Genomic DNA, 19,172 nt, shown 5'->3' with positions numbered 1-19,172 from the left:
AGATTGCCCACCCCTGCCTGATCTATTGCACAGTCCATTGCGCGATGTCCTCGCGTTCGCCGATCAGCGCCAGACCGTGGGCGATCGACAACAGCTCGCCACCGCTTTCGATCCGGTCGCGCTCGAAACGCTCGGTGAAGATGCGGCGCACCGCCGGCACGAAGGAGGTGCCGCCGGTCAGGAACACCTTGTCGATCTCCCCGGGCTTTGTCCTGGTCTTGTCGAGCACGTCATCGAGCGCGCCTTCGATGCGGGCGAGATCCTCGGCGATCCAGCCTTCGAAGTCGCTGCGTCGGATGCTGCGATGCCCGCCGCGGCCGAGCGGCGCGAAATCGAAAGGTGCTTCCTCCGCGGCCGACAGCGCCATCTTCGTCGCCGACACCGCCTGATAGAGCGGGTAGCCCTCGTCATGGTCGATGAGATCGATGAAGATTTCGAGCTTTTCCGGCTCCAGGCTGGTGCGCACCAGCTTCTTCAGATCCTCGAATTCGCGGGTGGTCTTGAAGATCGACAGCTGGTTCCAGCGGCCGAAGCTGGAATAGTAGTTGGACGGGACTTCAAGGATCTTGTCGAAGCTTTTGAAATGGCTGCCCTTGCCGATCAGCGGTGCAACGATGTTGTCGATCATCCTGTAGTCGAAATGGTCGCCGGCAACGCCGACGCCGGAATGGCCGATTGGCGTTGCCGTCAGCTTGCCGGCGGCCGTCTCGAAGCGGATCAGCGAATAGTCGGTCGTGCCGCCGCCGAAATCGGCAACCAGCACTGTCGCATCCTGCTTCAGGTTCTGCGCGAAGTAGAAGGCGGCGGCGACCGGCTCGTAGACGTAGTGGATTTCGGGAAAGCCGAAGCGCGACAGCGCCTCGTTGTAGCGTTGGGTCGCGAGGTCAGGATCGGGGCTGGCGCCGGCAAAATGCACCGGCCGGCCGGTGACGATGCGGCTGACATCCGAAGGCCAGTGGTCGCCGGCGTAATTGCGCAGGCGCCTGACGAATACCTCCATCAGATCCTCGAAATTATGCCGCTTGGCGTAGATCAGCGTGCCCTGGAACAGCGCGCTTGCCGCAAAGGTCTTGATCGACTGCAGAAAGCGGCATTCGCCGGGATTGTCGATGAACTGGCGGATCGCGGCATGGCCCGCCTCCACCTTCAGGGCTGAAGCGCCGAGTTGCGCATCCTTCATGAAGGAAAGTGCTGTGCGCATGCTGTCGGCCGTGCCTTCCGTGTTCGTGAACGCCATCGAGCGCGTTGCCCCGCCATCCGCCATGGCGAGAACCGTATTCGTCGTGCCAAAGTCCAAACCCAGCGCCTGAGCCATGCCCGCACCTCTTCATGCCGATTGTTATTGGAGACGGAGCATCGCTCCGCGACGGGCGTAAGCACGCCCCAGATTCAGGAGGGCGGGTGATGCCACAGGGGCGGGACACATTCAAGGGGATCGAAAGCTGATGTGATCGCGGGCGCACTTCTTCTCCCGGTCGGAAGAAGAAGTGCGCCGCAAGGGTTGATTGGCAAATGCCGAATTCAGAGGGCCATCATCATTCGGCAGCCATTGCCCTCGCCTCCTGCACCACCGGCTCCGCAACCTTCTTTCCGCCGATCAGGCGGCCGAGGAAGTTTCCGAAGCGGTCCATCTCGACGAAGATGACCGGGGTGATGAACAGTGTCAGCATCTGCGAGACGATCAGGCCGCCGACGACGGCGATGCCGAGCGGCTGGCGCAGTTCCGAGCTTGCGCCGGTGCCGAGCGCGATCGGCAGGGCGCCGAGCAAGGCGCAAAAAGTCGTCATCATGATCGGCCGGAAGCGTCGCACGCAGGCCTCGTGGATCGCCGCCGTCGCCTTTTCGCCCGTCGTGCGCATGGTCTCCACCGCCACGTCGATCATCATGATCGCGTTTTTCTTGACGATGCCGATCAGCATCAACAGGCCGATAAGCGCGATGATCGACAGATCGAAGCCCATGATCTTCAGCGCCAGCAGCGCGCCGAAGGCCGCGGCCGGCAGGCCGGAGAGGATGGTGAGCGGATGGATGAAGCTCTCATAGAGCACGCCAAGCACGACATAGATGGTCAGCACCGCCGCCAGGATCAAATAGGGCGTATTGCCCTGCGACTGCTGGAAAATCTCCGCCGTACCGCCATAGGAGGTGAAGACGTCCGCCGGTGTGGCGATGTCCTTCTTGATCTGGTCGACCGCCGTCGTCGCATCGCTGAGCGAGACGCCTTCCGGCAGGTTGAAGGAAACAGTGGTCGAGACCAGCTGCCCCGTCTGGTTGATGGTGACCGGGCCGGTGGTGCGTTGCACATGGGCGAAGTTCGACAGCGGCACCAGGCTGCCATTGGCGGAGGCGACACGAATTTCCGACAGCTTCTGGTCGTCCCAGGGTTTGCTGGTGTCGTATTCGACGATGACATTGTAGCTATCGCCGGTCGACTGGATTTCCGCAGCTGAATAGCCGCTGAAGGATTCCTGCAGCGTCGTGCGCAGCGTGTCGTTGTCAATCCCATAGGCGGCCGCCCGCTCGGTATCGATGACGATGTTGGCCTGCAGGGCGTTGTTCTGGGCGTCCGAAGTCACGTCGGTGAACAGGCGGTCCTTGCGCATCGCCGCCTGGATCTTGCCGGCCCAGAGGTTGGTCTGATCGGCACTCAGCGCCTGCACCACCAGCTGATACTGGCTGGCGGTCTGGCGGCCGCCGAAGCGCAGGCTCTGGTTCGGCGTCACGAAGGCCTGCAGTCCGGGGATCTTGTTGATCGCCGTGCGCAGCTCGCGCAGCGTCTGGTCAAGCGGCGGACGCGCCTTCTTGTCCTTGAGTTCGACGAACATCGAGCCGTTGTTCTGCGGTTTGTTCGGATTGCCGCCGATCGTCGACATCACGTGGTTGACCGCCGGGTTCGCCTTGACGGCGGCTGCCGCCTGCTGCTGCAGCGCTTCCATGGCCGAATAGGAAATGTCCTGCCGGGCCTGCGTGCTGATCGTCAGGCGGCCGATATCTTCCTGCGGGAAGAAGCTCGTCGGCAGCGTCATGAAGAAGTAGATCGTCAGCGCCACCGAGCCGAGGAAAACCCCGAGGATTGTGGGGCGATGCTGAAGGCACCAGCCAACCGCCCTGTCGTAGCCGTTGAGCGTCCGCTCGAAGCCGGCATCGAAGATGCGGATGATGAGCGGTGGGCGGCTGTGGTTGTTGGACAGACGCGAGCCGAGCATCGGGGTCACGGTCAGCGAGACGATGGCCGACGAGATGATGGCGATGGCGACGACCATGCCGAATTCGTTGAACACGCGGCCAACGACGCCGCCCATCAGCAGGATCGGGATGAAGACAGCAATCAGCGAAACCGACATGGAAATGATGGTGTAGCTGACTTCGCCGGCACCCTTGATCGCCGCTTCCCGCACCGGCATGCCTTCTTCGACATGGCGCAGGATGTTTTCGAGCATGACGATCGCGTCGTCGACCACCAGCCCCACCGCGAGCGTCAGCCCGAGCAGCGAGATGTTGTCGATGCTGTAGCCAAGCACATACATCATGCCGAAGGTCGAGATCAGCGACAGCGGAACCGCAAGTCCCGGAATGATCGTTGCGGTCGCATGGCCGGTGAAAAGGTAGATGACGAGAACGACGAGGCCGATCGTCAAGAGCAGCGTGAACTTCACGTCGGAAATGGCATCGCGAATGGGTTTTGCCGCGTCGTTCATGACGACGGTGTTCACCGAGGGTGGGATTTCGGCGTGAAGCTGCGGCAGCTTGGCGTTGATCGCATCGACGACATCGACCGTGTTGGCATCCGGCTGACGCTGGATGGCGAGAATGATGCCGCGCTGGCCGTCATACCAGCTTCCGGTATACTGGTTCTCGACACTGTCCTGCACATCGGCGATATCGCCGAGGTGGATCGGCGCACCATTCGGATTGGCAATGACGAGCGAGCGGAATTGTTCGGCGTTGGTGCGCTGCGTGTTTGCCGTGATGGTCATGCTCTGCGAGTTGTTCTGCAGCGTTCCCACCGGCTGCTGGCTGTTGGCCGCAGCTAGCGCCTTGTTGACGGTATCGATGCCGATGCCGCGGGTCAAAAGCTTGTTGGGATCGACCTCGACGCGCACGGCGTAGGTCTGCGCACCGTAGACGCTGACCTGAGCAACGCCGGGGAGTGTGGAAAGCGACGGCGAGATGATGTCCTCGGCGATCTCGTCGAGCTTGCTGCGCGGCATGGTGTTGCTCTGCACCGAAAGCAGCATCACCGGCGCATCGGCCGGATTGGTCTTGCGGTAGCTCGGCGGTGTCGTCAAGTTGTCGGGCAACTGCCGGGTTGCATGCGAGATCGCCGCCTGCACGTCGGCTGCGGCGGCGTCGATATTGCGATTGAGATCGAACTGCAGCACGATGCTGCTGCTGCCGAGCGAACTCGAGGCGCTGATTTCGCTGACCCCGGGAATGGTCTCGAACTGCTTGATCAGCGGCGTGGCAACCGAGGTTGCCATCGTCTGCGGCGAGGCGCCGCTCAACTGCGCCGAAACGTTGATTGTCGGGAAATCGACCTGTGGAAGTGCCGCGACCGGAACGAGTTGGTAACCGGCAAGGCCAGCCAGAATGACGCCGATGGCAAGCAGCGTCGTCGCGACGGGCCGCTGGATACAGAAATTGGGGATCATTGCTGAGCTCCCACCGCGATCGTCTCGGACTGCTGCTGCCGAGGCTCGTCGGCGGAGGCGACATCAAGCGCCTTTTCGTCGAACTGCTCGTTGATCGCCTGCTGATCGCTGAGCTGGCCCTGACCCTCGACGACAACGTGGTCGCCTGCCGAAAGACCCGCGCCGATGGCGGTGAAGCCGCCATTTGCGCGGGCGACGGTGACCGGCGTCAGATGCGATTTGCCGTCCTTGGCGACGAAGGCGAAGAAACCCTCAGGGCCGGGGCTGACGGCAACCGTCGGCACCACCACCTGCTGTTCGTCATTGTTGAAATGCACCACGATGTTGACCGACTGGCCGGGCCAGAGCGCACCGGAGGCATTCTCGAATTTCGCCTTGGCGAGGATCGTGCCCGAGGCCGTGTCGACCGTGTTGTCGTAGAAGCTGATCTCGCCCTTTCGGACCTGTCCCTTGGTGGATTTGGGAACCGTGCTGACCGCGACCGGACCGGCTGCCAGAGCGCTTTTCAACGTGCGCAGGTAGCGCTCCTGCAGGTGGAATTTTATATAGATCGGGTCGTATTTGGCGATGGTGACGATTGCCGCGCCGGCACTGAGAAAAGCGCCTTTGCTGACGGCGATATCGCCGAGCCGACCATCGAAGGGCGCGCGAATGTCGGTGTGCTCGAGGATGACCTGATCGGAGACAAGCGATGCCTTGTCGGCGTCAACAGTGGCTGCGGCGGTATCACGGGCGGCGACCGCCTGGTCGAGGCTCTGCTGGGTGCCCGCCTTCTGGTCGAAGAGATCTCGCGCGCGCGTCAATGCGGTCGCGGCCTCCGAAAGGGTGGCGGTGTCGCGCACGATCATCGCATTGTCCTTGTCGACCGCTGCCTTGGCCGTCCGCCCGTCCAGCTTGGCGATCAGGTCGCCGGTTTTGACGGTCGCCCCATCCTGCGCATCGATGCTGACGATCAGGCCCTGTTCCTGTGCGGCAATGGTCGTGTTGTCATCGGCATCGGCCCAGCCGGTCGCCGTCACATCGGTCGGCAGCGTGGTTTTCACCGCTGCGACGGTCTTGACGACCGTCGGGCCGCCGCCGCCGCGTCTGCGCCCGCCGCCCTGATGTTGACCACCGTTCTGCGTTTGATCGGCCTGCCCTTGGTCGGCCTGCGCCTGATCGCCCCGTGCTTGCTGCCCACCGCCATTGCTGCCGGCCGGCTGCTTGATGAACTGCGAGAGGGTGGGAATGCGAGAGGCATAAGGGATCAGATTCCCGAATTGCCAGACGCCGACGGCGGCAACTGCGATAACGCTGACAGTGATCCAAAATTTCTTCATGGGCGACAGACCGGGTGTTGAACGGGGTTGCGAATTTTATGCTCCGATTGAGCCGCTTATATTGCGGCGCAAAAAAGACATAATTCCCGGGTCGCAATCACTAAGTGGTTATAACGGCTTAAATTTTTGTAATGAATATTCCTTAATATTCAAACTATACTAATATAGGCCGAGCGTGCCCGATTGCCGTTTGACGGCTGCGGCGGGAGACCCTTCGCGAGAAGACGATATCAACCCGCAAGCCGTCGATGGCGCGGGAAAAACGCGGAAAAACCAGAGAAGGCAGGTCGTCATGACCGAGTTTAGCGCCAGCGAATTTCGCTCTCTCATCATAAGCGTGTTTCCCGAACTCACGGCCTCCGTCTTCAAGCTGGCGGCGCAGGGTTGGGACTCGCTTGCCGTCGACGTCGACGACACGCTGATCTTTAAATTTCCCCGCCATTCCGGCGCGGAAAGAGCGCTCGTCAAGGAAGCCGCCCTGCTCGACATCATCAGGCCGTCGCTGTCGATGGCGGTTCCAGACATGTGCATTCACGACGGGCCGCCGATCTTCTCCAGCCATGCCAAGCTCGAGGGCGAACATCTCATCGCCGAGGATTACGATGCGCTTGGCGAGAGTTATCGTCGGCGCCTCGCCGATGATCTTGCGCGTTTTTACGCCGAGCTGCACGTGCTCGATGCCGATCGCATGCGGTCGGCCGGCGCCGGGCCGATCCAGCCCTGGCAATCGTCGGAGGTGGTGCGAACCAAGGCCTTGCCGCTGCTGCCGCTCGACCTCCGGAGTTTTGCGCAGGCCATTATTTCCGATTTCGAAACCCTGCCGCCTGATCCCCACGGCAACATCTACGGCTTCTTCGACGGTCATGGCTGGAACATGGCCTTCGACCATGCGCAAGGGAGGCTCAACGGCATCTACGATTTTGCCGATTCGGGCTTCGGCCCGTTGCACCAGGAATTCATCTACTCGAACTTCATCTCGCCCGATCTCACCGCTCGCATCGTATCGGCCTATGAAATGCTGACCGGACGCCGGCTCGACCGGCGGCGCATTGCGATCCTGACGGGCTTCCATCGGCTTTCCGAGCTCGCCGAATTTGCCGACGATCCGGCCTACCTCGAACAGATGATCCGAAGTGCTGCGACGTGGGCGGGGGCCGTCCACGTCGGCTGAAGTGAAACTGCTAGACTGATCGCGCCGCGCCGCCGTCGCAGCGGATCAGCGAGCCGGTGATGTAGCTTGCCGGCTGGCTGCAAAGGAAGGCAGCCGTTGCGGCAAATTCCTCCACCCTGCCATATCGGCCGACCGGAATGCGCGCTTCCTTGTCGGTACGGATATCTTCGAGGCTCTTGCCCGTCCGCTTTGCCGCCGCCCCGTCGAGCTCGTCGAGCCTCCCGGTCAGGATGCTGCCCGGCAAGAGCAGGTTGGTGGTAACGCCGAAGCCGCCCACTTCGGAGGCAAGCGTTTTGCTCCAGCCGGCAAGTGCCGGGCGCAGCGTATTCGACAGTGCCAGATTGGCGATCGGTTCGATCACCCCTGAGGAGGCGACCGTCAGGATGCGGCCCCAGCCCTGCGCCTTCATGCCGGGAAGCAGCGCATTGGTCAGCGTGATGACGCGGGCGACCATGGAGATAAAATAGGTCTCGAGCTTTTCACCGGTCATGTCCTCGGTCGTACCGGGCTTCGGCCCGCCGGTATTGTTGACGAGGATATCGAGCCCGCCGAATTTTTCGTTCACCGCCGCCGTCGTCGTCTCGACGAAGCGTTCATCCCCGAGGTCGGCCCAGATCCAGTCGGCCCGGCCTTTGCCTTCGGCATTGATTGCCTTGCAGTTGGCGTCCAGCTGCTCGCCGCTGCGCCCGCAGAGCAGCACATTTGCGCCTTCGCGCGCCAGTGCTGCGGCGATGCCGAGGCCGAGGCCACGCGAGGAGGCGAGGACGAGCGCCCGTTTGCCTTCGATGCCGAGATCCATGATCGTTCCCTCCAATATCTTTGAGCGATGTATAAGGCGCATGCGCCGGAAAAGGGAAGGGCGTGTGGTCGGTTCGGCGTCGTTTGATAATTGACGTTCACGTAAACCGCATATAATTCTGGCGTCCAGGGCATATCATTGTGCGAATTGAAGATTGGCTGTCGTATCCCGGCTCGACAATGCTTTCTCGTTTTGACAAGAAAGTGCCTATGACGGGATGACGGCCGCGTGCCGCCAAGCGGAGACGAGTGAATGACCGAGACGACTGAGCTGCCCGAACGCGAGAGCATGGAATTCGACGTGGTGATCGTCGGCGCCGGTCCGGCTGGTCTTTCTGCGGCGATCCGGCTGAAGCAGGTCAATCCGGAGCTTTCGGTCGTCGTGCTGGAGAAGGGCTCGGAAGTCGGCGCCCACATCCTCTCCGGCGCCGTCGTCGATCCGATCGGCATCGACCGGCTGCTGCCCGGCTGGCGCGAAGAGAGTGAGCATCCCTTCAAGACCGAGGTCACCGCCGACCATTTCCTGCTGCTCGGCCCGGCCGGCTCGATCCGCCTGCCGAATGTGCTGATGCCGCCGCTGATGAACAATCACGGCAACTACATCGTCTCGCTCGGGCTCGTCTGTCGCTGGCTGGCCGGTAAGGCCGAAGAACTCGGCGTCGAGATTTATCCGGGCTTTGCCGCAACCGAAGTGCTCTATAATGACGAGGGCGCGGTCATCGGCGTCGCCACCGGCGACATGGGGATCGAGAAGAACGGTGAGCCCGGCCCGAATTATACGCGCGGCATGGAACTGCTCGGCAAATACGTGCTGATCGGCGAAGGTGTACGCGGCTCGCTCGCCAAGCAGCTGATCGCCAAGTTCGATCTGCAAAAAGGTCGCGAACCGCAAAAGTTCGGCATTGGCATCAAGGAACTCTGGCAGGTCAAGCCGGAGAACCATAAGCCGGGCCTGGTGCAGCACTCCTTCGGCTGGCCGCTCGGGATGAAGACCGGCGGCGGTTCCTTCCTCTATCACCTCGAAGACAATCTGGTCGCCGTCGGCTTCGTCGTCCATCTCAACTACAAGAACCCCTATCTCTATCCGTTCGAGGAATTCCAGCGCTTCAAGACCCATCCGGCGATCCGCGGAACCTTCGAGGGCGGCAAGCGGCTCTCCTATGGCGCGCGTGCCATCACCGAGGGCGGTTATCAGTCGGTGCCGAAGCTCTCCTTCCCCGGCGGGGCGCTGATCGGCTGTTCGGCTGGTCTCGTCAACGTGCCGCGCATCAAGGGCAGCCATAACGCGGTTCTGTCGGGCATGCTGGCGGCCGAGAAGGTGGCGGCGGCGATTACAGCCGGCCGCAGCCATGACGAGGTGGTCGAGATCGAAAACGAATGGCGCAAGGGCGACATCGGCAAGGATCTCAAGCGGGTGCGCAACGTCAAGCCGCTGTGGTCGAAGTTCGGCACGGCGCTCGGCGTGGCGCTCGGCGGTCTCGACATGTGGACCAATACGCTGTTCGGCTTCTCGTTCTTCGGCACGCTGAAGCATGGCAAGACCGATGCGCAGTCGCTCGAGCCGGCCGCAAACCACAAGCCGATTGCCTATCCGAAACCGGATGGCGTCTTGACCTTCGACCGGCTGTCCTCGGTGTTCCTGTCGAACACCAATCACGAGGAAGACCAGCCGGTGCATCTTCAGGTCAAGGACATGGGCCTGCAGAAACGTTCGGAGCACGACATCTATGCCGGCCCGTCGACGCGTTACTGTCCGGCCGGGGTTTATGAATGGGTCGAGAAGGACGGAGAGGAGACCTTCGTCATCAACGCCCAGAACTGCGTGCACTGCAAGACCTGCGACATCAAGGATCCCAACCAGAACATCAACTGGGTGCCGCCGCAGGGCGGCGAGGGGCCGGTCTATCCGAACATGTGAGGCGGATTATCCACGCCGCCGACAATTTTACGTGCTGACGCCTTCGTATCGCCTGCGGCGGGCGGCCGTTAGCCGTTCGTTAACCATAATTTCCTTAGCGTGCGACATCTTGTTGACGCACTAAGGACACATTCATGACGATCTCCCGCCGGGGTTTCCTGATCGCTCTGCCGCTTTTTGTCGCCGGCTGCTCTTCGACCGGCCTGAACAGCCAGACCAATTACGCCGCACTTCCGGATGAAAAATTCCCGTTGAGGCAGGTGCCGATCGACAAGATCAAGCCGGAACTCCGCCGTCAGGAAGTGGCCTACGAAACCACCCATGACGCCGGCACCGTGGTGGTCGACACCCCGACGCGCCGTGCCTATTATGTCCTCGGCGGCGGCAGGGCGGTGCGGTACGGCGTTGGCGTCGGTCGCGAGGGGCTGGCATTTGCCGGCAACGCCTATATCGGCCGCAAGGCCGAGTGGCCGAGCTGGACGCCGACGGAAAACATGCAGCGCCGCGAAGAGCGTTATCGCAAGCTCGCCGGCGGCATGCCGGGCGGTCCGAACAACCCGCTCGGCGCACGAGCGATGTATCTCTATCGCGGCGGCGGCGACACGCATTTCCGCATTCACGGCACCAATCAGCCGCAATCGATCGGGCTCGCCATGTCGAGCGGCTGTATTCGCATGATGAACCACGACGTGATCGACCTCTATAGCCGGGTCGAAGTCGGCGCCAGGGTCGTCGTCATCCAGGCTTGAGCGAGCAAAATCACGTTGATTGAAAAAGCCGCCGCAGCGATGGCTGTCGGCGGCTTTCGACGTTCGTTGGTCCGGTGGCGGTCAGCGGCGCTGGGCGGCGATCCCCGTGGAAAGCGCAACGCCCATGCCGGTGATCACGGCGGCGCTGATTTCCGTCAGGCCGATCGGTTCGCCAAGCAGCAAGCCGCCGCCAAGCGTTGCCAGCACAGGCGTCAGCGCCGTGAAGGCGGCGGCCTGCGTTCCGCCGAGCGTTGTGACGGCGGTGCCGTAGGCGACCATGGCGACGAGGCCGGAAAGAATGCCCTGGCTCAGCACCTGCAGGCCGATTTCCGGAAGCGGTGCCTGCTGCAGCGAGATGCCGAAGATGAGGGCCAGCGCGCCCATGATCAGGAAGGACCAGACGGCGATCAGCGCGCTTGCCTGCACGGCCGTCAGGCCGGAGCGGCGGAAGGCATGCGTATAGCTCGCCCACAATACGGCGCCGGCCGGTAGCAGCACGAAGCTCGTCCATGGAAGCGAGGCGTCTGCAAGGCTGTGGGTGAGCAGGATCAGAACGCCGGCGACGATTGCGACCAGCCCGGCGATGCGGGTGGTATCAGGTCTTTCGCCAAACAGCACGATGCCGATCAGCGCCGCCGCGAGCGGCATCGAGCCGCCGAGCAGGATGCCTGAAGACGCAGCCGGCGTCGAATGGATTGCCAGCGTGGTGAGCAGGAAGAAAACGGCGCCGGACCCGGACACCATGATCGCCACCAGGTGCAGCGGCAGGGACTTCGGCAACAGTCCGGTCTTCAGCCAGACCGGCGAAAGCACCAGCGCCGGAATGCCGAAGCGGATCAGCCCGATGTCGACCGAGCCGAGCGGCGTTGCGGCGCTGTGGCGGGTGACGAGAAACCATGTCGCCCAGATCAGTACGGTAACGGTGCCGCCGGCATAACCCAGTGCCTGCGAAGGCGATTTGTCGTTCGTAAATGCAATGGTGGTCATCGTCCTGTCCCTTCCTTCATCCGGAGCCTTTCCGGTTGAGGAAAAGATTAGTCCCAGAGGGCAGGGCATGTCCTTGCTATCTCTGGCTCAAAAATCATATTATGCGCAATATTCTGCCAATCGACGCCAACAGGGATCGCGAAAATGCCAAATCTCGATAAATTCGATATCGCCATCCTGAAGTGCCTGCAGGAGGATGCACGGGCAACCAATGTCGAGATCGCCGAGAAGGTGAACCTTTCGCCGTCGCCCTGCCTGCGCCGCATCCGCAATCTCGAACGCTCCGGTATCATCCGCGGCTACACGGCCGATATCGACCGTAAGGAGGTCGGCCTCGGCCTGACCGTCTTCGTCGAATTCAAGGTCGCCCATCACAGCCGTGAGAATTCCGAGGCGCAGCAGAAGGCGCTGCTCGCCATCCCCGAGATCGTCTCCTGTTTCCTGATTTCGGGCACGGCCGATTTCCTCGCCGAAGTGGTGGTCGAGGATCTCGCCGCCTACGAACGGCTTCTGACGGAAACGCTGTTGACCCTGCCGAATGTCAGCGACATCCGCTCCAACTTCGCCATCCGCAGCATGAAGACGCATGGGCCGTTGAAGCTGCCCGAGGGAAAATAAATCCCCTCGGGCTTGCTGCCATTTGCGGGTGCTACAGCAGCGTCCCGCTGAGGATGAGCAGGGCCACCGAGAAGTAGATGACGAGCCCGGTGACGTCGACCAGCGTGGCGACGAAGGGGGCCGAAGCGCTGGCCGGATCGAGCCGGAGCTTCTGCAGCAAGAAGGGCAGCATCGAACCGCAGATCGAGCCGAAGGTGACGATCCCGATCAGGGCGGCAAACACCGTGATGGCGACCATCTGCCAGTGCGGGCCGTAGTCGTAGAGGCCGGCCGACTGCCAGAAGACGATGCGAATGAAGCCGACGAGGCCGAGGATCGCGCCGAGCACGATGCCGGTCGGCAGTTCGCGCAGCAGCACCTTCCACCAGTCCGAAAGCTTCAGCTCGCCGAGCGCCAGCGCCCGAATGATCAGCGAGGTCGCCTGCGAACCGGAATTGCCGCCCGAGCTCATGATCAGCGGGATGAACAGCGTCAGCACCACGGCCTTTTCCAGCTCGCCTTCGAAATGCTGCATGGCGCTTGCCGTCAGCATCTCGCCGAGGAAGAGGGCGGCGAGCCAGCCGGCGCGCTTGCGGATCATGCCGGCGAAGCCGATCTTCATGTAGGGCTGGCCGAGCGCCTCCATGCCGCCGAACCTCTGGGCCGCTTCCGTCGTGTCTGATATCATCGTGTCGATCACGTCGTCGACGGTGACGATGCCGAGCATCTGCCCATGTTCGTCGGTGACCGGCAGGGCGAGCAGGTCATGCTTGCGGATCAACCGGGCGACATCCTCCTGCTTCATCAGCGGATCGGCCGAAACCGGCGCACCCTTCTGCGCCACCGAGAGGATGGAAGCATCCGGCTCGCCGGTGATGAGGCGGCGCAGCGTCACCACATGCATGAGCGCATGGCTGATCTCGTCGAGCACATAGATGGCGTAGACGGTCTCGCGCGAGCGTTCGACCTGGCGCACATGGTCGAGTGTCTGGGCGATGGTCCAGTTCACCGGCACGCTGACGAATTCCGTCGTCATGATGCCGCCGGCCGTGCGCGGCGGGTAGCCCATCAGGTGCTGGATCGCGATGCGCACCGGCTCGTCGAGGCTGGCAAACAGCCGGGCGCGGGTCTCGCCGTCGAGTTCGAGCAGCACGTCGGCGACACGGTCGTTGGACATGCCATGCAGCAGGCGTGCAGCGTCCTCGGCGCTGATCAGCGCCAGGATCTGTGCAGCGTTGCGAAGCTCCGGCCGGTCGAGGATGTTGACGGCATAGTCGAGCGGCATGCCGGTCAGCACGCGGCCGGCGTCCTGGACGGTCAGCGCGTTCAACGATTCGACGTGTTCGGCGATCGTTGCGCCGCGGCTGTTGTTGATGAAGGCACGGGCGGCATGGCCTGCCCGAAGAGGGAAGCGATTGATATTCATTTGAGGCTCGCCTTTCCGTCGATCCGCCGTAGCGTCCCGACCGGGCGAGCCGACAGGAGTCGGTCAGCGCACGAGGGCCGCGTACGGCAAGGGCAATCGACTGCTACTGTCGCTTGGCATCGTTAAGATGGCTCCGTTAAAATCCGCGGAAGACGAGTGCCGTCCACGTGAGATTCTAGGTGGTCCCGAACGCGAAAAAAGTCAAGCGGGGTAAAAGCTTAACGCCAGAATGTCGCACACCCGCGCATTGTGGGCGGAGACGCTCTACGCGGCCTGCGTGCTCCGGCTGCGACGCTCCAGCCGTGCTGAGGCCGCAAAGACGAAGAGGCCGAGGAAGGACAGTGCTGCGCCGACATAACCGGTTGCCGCAAAACCGTAGCCCCAAGCGATGACGAGACCGCCGAGCCAGGCGCCGATCGCATTGGCGATGTTGAAGGCGGAATGGTTGGAAGCGGCGGCAAGCGTCTGCGCATCGGCGGCGACATCCATCAGCCGTGTCTGCAGCGCCGGGCCGGCGGCAAAACCGCAGCCGACGAGGAAGACGGAGAGGCCGAGCATATAGGGATTGGCGGCGGTCAGCGAGAAGGTGGTCAGCACGACGATATTATAGACGAGCGAGCCGCCGATCGTACCGAGCAGCGATTTGTCGGCGAGCCATGAACCGATGAAATTGCCGGCATTCATGCCGACGCCGAAGAGCACCAGCATGATCGGAACCGCTGTTTCCGGCAGCATCGCCACCTCGGTTGTCGTCGAGGCGATATAGCTGAACATCGCAAACATACCGCCGTAACCGACAGCGGCGATGCCGAGCGTCAGCCACACCTGCGGCCGGCGGAAAGCCCCGAGTTCGCGCAGGAAGCTTGCCTCCTCGGAAACCCTGTCCTTGGGAACGTAGAACCAGATCAGCGCCACCGTCAGCAGGCCGAGCACGCCGACCGAGAAAAATGCGATCTGCCAGTCGAGCGACTGGCCGAAGAACGTCGTCAAGGGCGTGCCGAGAAGTGTTGCGACGGTTAGGCCGAGCATGACGCGGCCGACGGCACGTGCGCGGCGGTGCACAGGCACCATCGAGGCGGCGACAAGGGCTGCGACGCCGAAATAGGCGCCATGCGGCAGGCCGCTGACGAAGCGCAGCAACGTGAAGGTTTCGAAGGTCGGCGCCATGGCGCTGAAGATATTGCCGGCGGCAAAGATCAGCATCAGTGTCAGCAGCAGCGTACGGCGCGCCATCTTCGCGGCGAGCACGGCGATGACGGGCGCGCCGATGACGACGCCGAGTGCATAGGCGCTGATGACGTAGCCGGCTTGCGGGGTCGTGACCGAGAAGGTCTTGGCGACATTGGGCAATAGGCCCATAATCGCGAATTCGCCGGTGCCGATGCCGAAGCCGCCACAGGCGAGCGCCAGCTGGACCAGCGCTACTGTCGTTGCCGAGGGCAGCCCTTCATCCTGGCTATCGATGGAATCATTGACGGTGATCTCACTCACGAGAGCTCCTCGATGCGGTTTTCTGATTGGCGATGGCCTTGGCGCTGGCACGGCCGCGGGCCGATCGTTCAAAATGGCGGGAGGTGGAGACCTGTCTCCGATCCTTCCATCTATCCGTGACGACCCGGCCGGCGTCGAGTGCGTTTTTTGCAGTGCAGCGTCCTGCTATGTGCATATGTCCGTTGCAATTTTTGCATTTCTGTCGTCTCCCGGGAAAGGTACTGGCGCTTGAAATCGCCGATCCCGAAACCATCTGATGGGCAAGGCAGGATTATTTCCGCGCCAGAGACGGGAGCCCTCATGAAGCTTGTAGGCTTTTTCAATCGCGACGGCGGTACCTTCAGGACCACCGACATGCTGGCCTACGAAAAGAGGGCGGAGGCGGCTTTCCGCGAAGCTGGGCACGATTTCGACGCCATCGTCTTCTCCGGAAAGGAGATCATTCCCGCCATGGAGCGGGCGGCCAAGCGCGACGACATCGACGGGATCGTCGCCGGCGGCGGCGACGGCACGATTTCGGCGGCGGCATCGATCGCCTGGAAAAACGGCATTGCGCTCGGCGTCGTGCCGGCCGGCACCATGAACCTGTTTGCCCGCTCGCTGCGTGTGCCGCTCGATATCTGGCAGGCGCTCGATGTGCTTGCCTCTGGCGAGATCGACAATGTCGATATCGCCAGCGCCAACGGCCGGCCCTTCATCCACCAGTTTTCCGCCGGCCTGCATGCCCGAATGGTGCGCTACCGCAACGCCTACAGCTATCGTTCGCGGCTGGGCAAGATACGGGCGAGCACAAAGGCGGCCTTGGGCGTCATCTTCAACCCGCCGGAATTCGAAGTCGAGTTCGAGGCGGCCGGCATGCGCGAGCGCCGCAGGGTGTCGGCAATCTCCGTCTCCAACAATCCCTTCGGTGAGAATGCGCTGCTTTACGCCGACAATCTGAGAAGCGGCGAGCTCGGCTTCTATACGGCAAATCCGCTGAAACCGGTCGGTGTCGCCCGTCTCGCCATCGACATGCTGCGCGGCAAGGTCCGCGAGAATGCCGATGTCATGGTGATGCATCCGGCGGAGGTGCAACTGCATTTCCCGAAACTGCGTTACAAGGCCAATTGTGTCATGGACGGCGAGTTGCTGCCGCTCGAACGCGACGTCTCGATCCGACTGCATCCAGGCGAGTTGAAGGTTCTCGTCAAGCAGGGTCTCGCCGCGCAGGTGGATGCGGCCGAGCGCCGCGAGCCGGCTGTGTAGGTCTTCTGCTGAATTTCAGAGCCGCGGCAGATAAGTGCGATAGTCGAAATCCGAGACGGTGCGCAGATGCGCAAGCGCTTCCTTGCGCTTGGTGTCGCCGTAGAGCGCCTGATAACGTGCGCCGAAGATATCGGCGATGAAGGGCGAGGCACGGAAGGCTTCGACGGCACTCAGGAAATCATGCGTCAGCCGCGCGGTATTCGCCGGTGTGTGCGACGGCGACGTCTCCTCGCCGGGGTCGAGTTCGCCGTCGAGACCGATAAGCATGCCGCCAAGGATCGCGGCGAGCAGCAGATAGGGATTGGCGTCGGCGCCGGCGACGCGGTGCTCGATGCGGGCGGCCGGCCCATCCTTGTCGGGTATGCGGATCGCCGTGCCGCGATGGCCGCTGCCCCAGGTCAGATCGACAGGTGCAAACGAGCCCGGCTGGAAGCGGCGATAGGAGTTGGCGAACGGGGCGAAGATCAGCTGCGCCGCGCGCATGGTGTCGAGCAGGCCTGCTGTCACCGATTTCAGCAGTTTCGGTTCGCCGCCCTTGGCATCGAGAATGTTGCGGCCTTGCACATCGATGATGCTCGCATGCACATGCAGGCCGGAGCCGGCATGGTCGGAATAAGGCTTGGCCATGCAGGTCGATTTCAGTCCGTGGCGGCGCGCCGCCTGCTCGGCGATGCGCTTGAGGTAGAGGCAATCGTCCGCCGCGGCCAGCGCATCGGGGCGGTGCAGCAGGTTGACCTCGAACTGACCAGGGCCGAATTCCGCCGTCGTCGCATCCGCCGGCAGCCCCTGCGCCTTCGCATAGGCCCTCAGCGTCCCGAGATAGACGTCGAGTGCATCGACGGCGCTCATGTCGTAAAGCTGGAAGCCGTTCGGTTCGCCGCGATAGGTGAGGCTTTCGGGCGGGGAGGGGCGGCCGGCCTCGCGCCAGTCCCCTGACATCACGTAGAATTCCAGCTCGGTCGCCACCACGGGTGTCAGGCCGCGTGCACGATAACGATCGAGCACCGAGGCGAGGATGGCGCGCGGATCCATGAAGCTCGGGATGCCGTCGAATTCGTGCATGGTGGCAAGCACCTGCATCGAGCCCTCGGGCGCCCAGGGCATCGGCGCGAGGCTCCGCCGGTCGGGGACGAGCTTGCCGTCCGGATCACCGATCGTCAGCGACAGGCCGGTAATGTCGTCATTGTCGTCGCCCCAGATGTCGAGCGATTGCGTCGAGGTCGGCAGGCGGATGTCGCCGGCCCAGATCTTGTCTTCGGCGCCGGGCAGAAGCTGCTTGCCGCGCAGATCGCCGTTCATGCCGACGATCAGGATCTCAAAACGAGGATCGCCGCCCTCGGCCTTGCCGTCCACCCTGTCGCTCGCCATGACCTTGAAAATCCTCCGGGACAAGGCCAAGCTCCTATCCCATCGATAACAGCCTTTCAATCCGCGAGGGTCTTCCCATTATGCCCGATACCTACCCACCCTCGAACCTTGCGGCGATCGACGCCGCGCATCACCTGCATCCCTTCGCCGACATGAAGAAGCTGAATGCCGAAGGCACGCGCATCATCCAGCGCGGCGAGGGCGTTCATATCTTCGACAATCACGGCAGGAAATATCTCGATGGCTTCGCCGGCCTCTGGTGCGTCAATATCGGCTATGGCCGCCGCGAGATCACTGACGCCGTTGCAAGACAGATGAACGAGCTGCCCTATTACAATACCTTCTTCGGCACGAGTTCGACGCCGGCGACGCTGCTTGCCCAGAAGGTCACCGCCCACGCGGGGGCGCGTTTCAACCATATCTTCTTCACCGGCTCCGGCTCGGAGGCGAACGACACCTGGTTCCGCATGGCCCGCGTCTATTGGAGCGCCGTCGGCAAGCCGTCGAAGAAAATCGTTATAGCAAGGAAGAACGGCTATCACGGTTCGACCGTCGCCGGCGCCAGCCTCGGCGGTATGAAATACATGCACGAGCAGGGCGACCTGCCGATCCCTGGCATCGTTCATATCGGCCAGCCCTATTGGTACGGCGAGGGCGGCGATCTCTCGCCTGATGAATTCGGTCTCAAGGTCGCCCGCGAACTCGAAGCGAAGATCGACGAGTTGGGCGAGGAAAATGTCGCAGCCTTCGTCGCCGAACCGGTGCAGGGGGCTGCCGGCGTCATCATCCCGCCCGAGACCTACTGGCCGGAGATCGACAGGATCTGCAAGGCGCGTAATATCCTGTTGGTGACCGATGAGGTGATCTGCGGTTTCGGCCGGCTGGGCGCCTGGTTCGGCTATCAGCATTTCGGCGTCGAGCCCGATCTGGCGCCGATCGCCAAGGGACTGTCCTCCGGCTACCTGCCGATCGGCGGCGTGCTCGTCAGTGACCGCATCGCCGACGTGCTGATCAACGAGGTCGGCGAGTTCAATCACGGCTTCACCTATTCCGGCCATCCCGTCTGCGCTGCCGCCGCCCTCGAAAACCTGCGCATCATCGAGGAGGAGAAATTGGTCGAACGGGTGCGCGACGATATCGGCCCCTATTTTGGCAAGGCCTGGGCGGCCCTTGCCGAGCATGATCTGGTCGGCGAGGCCGTCAGCATCGGCCTGATGGGCGCCCTGCAGCTGACTGCCGACAAGAGCACGCGCACGCGTTATGACAAGCCCGATCAGGTCGGTGCGCTGGTGCGCAACCATGCGCTGGCGAACGGCCTCGTGCTGCGCGCCACGGGCGACCGCATGCTGGCCTCGCCACCGCTTGTCATCAGCCATGCGGAGGTGGACGAGATGGCAAGAATTACCAGCCTGGCGCTGGATTTGGCCTGGAAGGAACTGAAATCCTGATTT

General features: G+C 62.6%; 14 protein-coding genes. 6 read left to right on the top strand and 8 right to left on the bottom strand.

Translation table 11 applies throughout. The annotated features are described in order from the left end of the window. Window positions 1-22: 22 nt before the first annotated feature. The 3 genes from HJB82_RS08290 to HJB82_RS08280 form a co-directional block, all read right to left on the bottom strand. On the bottom strand, window positions 23-1,315 hold the full coding sequence (locus HJB82_RS08290; protein WP_207583564.1) for an Hsp70 family protein: 1,293 nt from the start codon (window positions 1,313-1,315) through the stop codon (window positions 23-25). A 220-nt stretch (window positions 1,316-1,535) separates the two neighbouring features. Further along, the gene (locus HJB82_RS08285; RefSeq protein WP_221139807.1) at window positions 1,536-4,652 is read right to left on the bottom strand and encodes an efflux RND transporter permease subunit; all 3,117 of its coding nucleotides are present in this window, start codon (window positions 4,650-4,652) and stop codon (window positions 1,536-1,538) included. Beyond that, window positions 4,649-5,971, bottom strand: coding sequence for an efflux RND transporter periplasmic adaptor subunit (locus HJB82_RS08280; RefSeq protein ID WP_221131468.1), 1,323 nt, complete (start codon window positions 5,969-5,971; stop codon window positions 4,649-4,651). Before HJB82_RS08280 ends, HJB82_RS08285 begins: the two co-directional genes overlap by 4 nt. 292 nt (window positions 5,972-6,263) lie before the next feature. Between HJB82_RS08280 and HJB82_RS08275 the strand changes: the two genes are divergently transcribed. Then, window positions 6,264-7,142, top strand: coding sequence for a phosphotransferase family protein (locus tag HJB82_RS08275; RefSeq protein ID WP_207583567.1), 879 nt, complete (start codon window positions 6,264-6,266; stop codon window positions 7,140-7,142). A 10-nt stretch (window positions 7,143-7,152) separates the two neighbouring features. Here the strand turns inward: HJB82_RS08275 and HJB82_RS08270 are convergent, their stop codons facing one another. After that, window positions 7,153-7,941: an SDR family oxidoreductase gene (locus HJB82_RS08270; protein WP_207583568.1), complete on the bottom strand. Its 789-nt coding sequence runs from the start codon at window positions 7,939-7,941 to the stop codon at window positions 7,153-7,155. 252 nt (window positions 7,942-8,193) lie between these two features. On the opposite strand from HJB82_RS08270, the gene HJB82_RS08265 reads away from it, so the two are divergent. Next, window positions 8,194-9,858 (top strand): electron transfer flavoprotein-ubiquinone oxidoreductase, encoded by a 1,665-nt coding sequence (locus tag HJB82_RS08265; protein WP_221115316.1) that lies wholly within the window; start codon window positions 8,194-8,196, stop codon window positions 9,856-9,858. A 134-nt stretch (window positions 9,859-9,992) separates the two neighbouring features. Beyond that, a complete protein-coding gene (locus tag HJB82_RS08260; protein WP_221115315.1) occupies window positions 9,993-10,607 on the top strand; it encodes a L,D-transpeptidase in 615 nt (204 codons plus the stop codon). 81 nt (window positions 10,608-10,688) lie between these two features. Here HJB82_RS08260 and HJB82_RS08255 read toward each other — a convergent pair whose 3' ends face one another. After that, complete coding sequence (locus HJB82_RS08255) at window positions 10,689-11,594, bottom strand: DMT family transporter (protein WP_207583571.1); 906 nt, start codon at window positions 11,592-11,594, stop codon at window positions 10,689-10,691. Between the two features lie 144 nt (window positions 11,595-11,738). Here HJB82_RS08255 and HJB82_RS08250 point away from each other — a divergent pair, with 144 nt between their 5' ends. After that, the gene (locus HJB82_RS08250) at window positions 11,739-12,212 is read left to right on the top strand and encodes an Lrp/AsnC family transcriptional regulator (protein WP_207583572.1); all 474 of its coding nucleotides are present in this window, start codon (window positions 11,739-11,741) and stop codon (window positions 12,210-12,212) included. 31 nt (window positions 12,213-12,243) lie between these two features. On the opposite strand, the gene mgtE is transcribed toward HJB82_RS08250, so the two are convergent. Together mgtE and HJB82_RS08240 are read right to left on the bottom strand one after the other, a co-directional pair. Continuing rightward, complete coding sequence (gene mgtE, locus HJB82_RS08245; protein WP_221115314.1) at window positions 12,244-13,617, bottom strand: magnesium transporter; 1,374 nt, start codon at window positions 13,615-13,617, stop codon at window positions 12,244-12,246. A gap of 264 nt (window positions 13,618-13,881) precedes the next feature. After that, complete coding sequence (locus HJB82_RS08240) at window positions 13,882-15,108, bottom strand: MFS transporter (protein WP_221115313.1); 1,227 nt, start codon at window positions 15,106-15,108, stop codon at window positions 13,882-13,884. Between the two features lie 300 nt (window positions 15,109-15,408). Here HJB82_RS08240 and HJB82_RS08235 point away from each other — a divergent pair, with 300 nt between their 5' ends. Next, a complete protein-coding gene (locus HJB82_RS08235; protein WP_207583575.1) occupies window positions 15,409-16,353 on the top strand; it encodes a diacylglycerol kinase family protein in 945 nt (314 codons plus the stop codon). 15 nt (window positions 16,354-16,368) lie between these two features. Here HJB82_RS08235 and HJB82_RS08230 read toward each other — a convergent pair whose 3' ends face one another. Continuing rightward, window positions 16,369-17,721, bottom strand: a complete 1,353-nt coding sequence (locus tag HJB82_RS08230) for a glutamine synthetase family protein (protein ID WP_221139867.1) — start codon at window positions 17,719-17,721, stop codon at window positions 16,369-16,371. Window positions 17,722-17,801: 80 nt separating this feature from the next. On the opposite strand from HJB82_RS08230, the gene HJB82_RS08225 reads away from it, so the two are divergent. Further along, window positions 17,802-19,169, top strand: coding sequence for an aspartate aminotransferase family protein (locus tag HJB82_RS08225; protein ID WP_221139806.1), 1,368 nt, complete (start codon window positions 17,802-17,804; stop codon window positions 19,167-19,169). Window positions 19,170-19,172: the final 3 nt, after the last annotated feature.

The sequence above is a fragment of the Rhizobium sp. NZLR10 genome (genome assembly GCF_019685125.1).
GTDB lineage: Bacteria > Pseudomonadota > Alphaproteobacteria > Rhizobiales > Rhizobiaceae > Rhizobium.
This window is presented reverse-complemented; position numbering and strand designations above follow the sequence as displayed.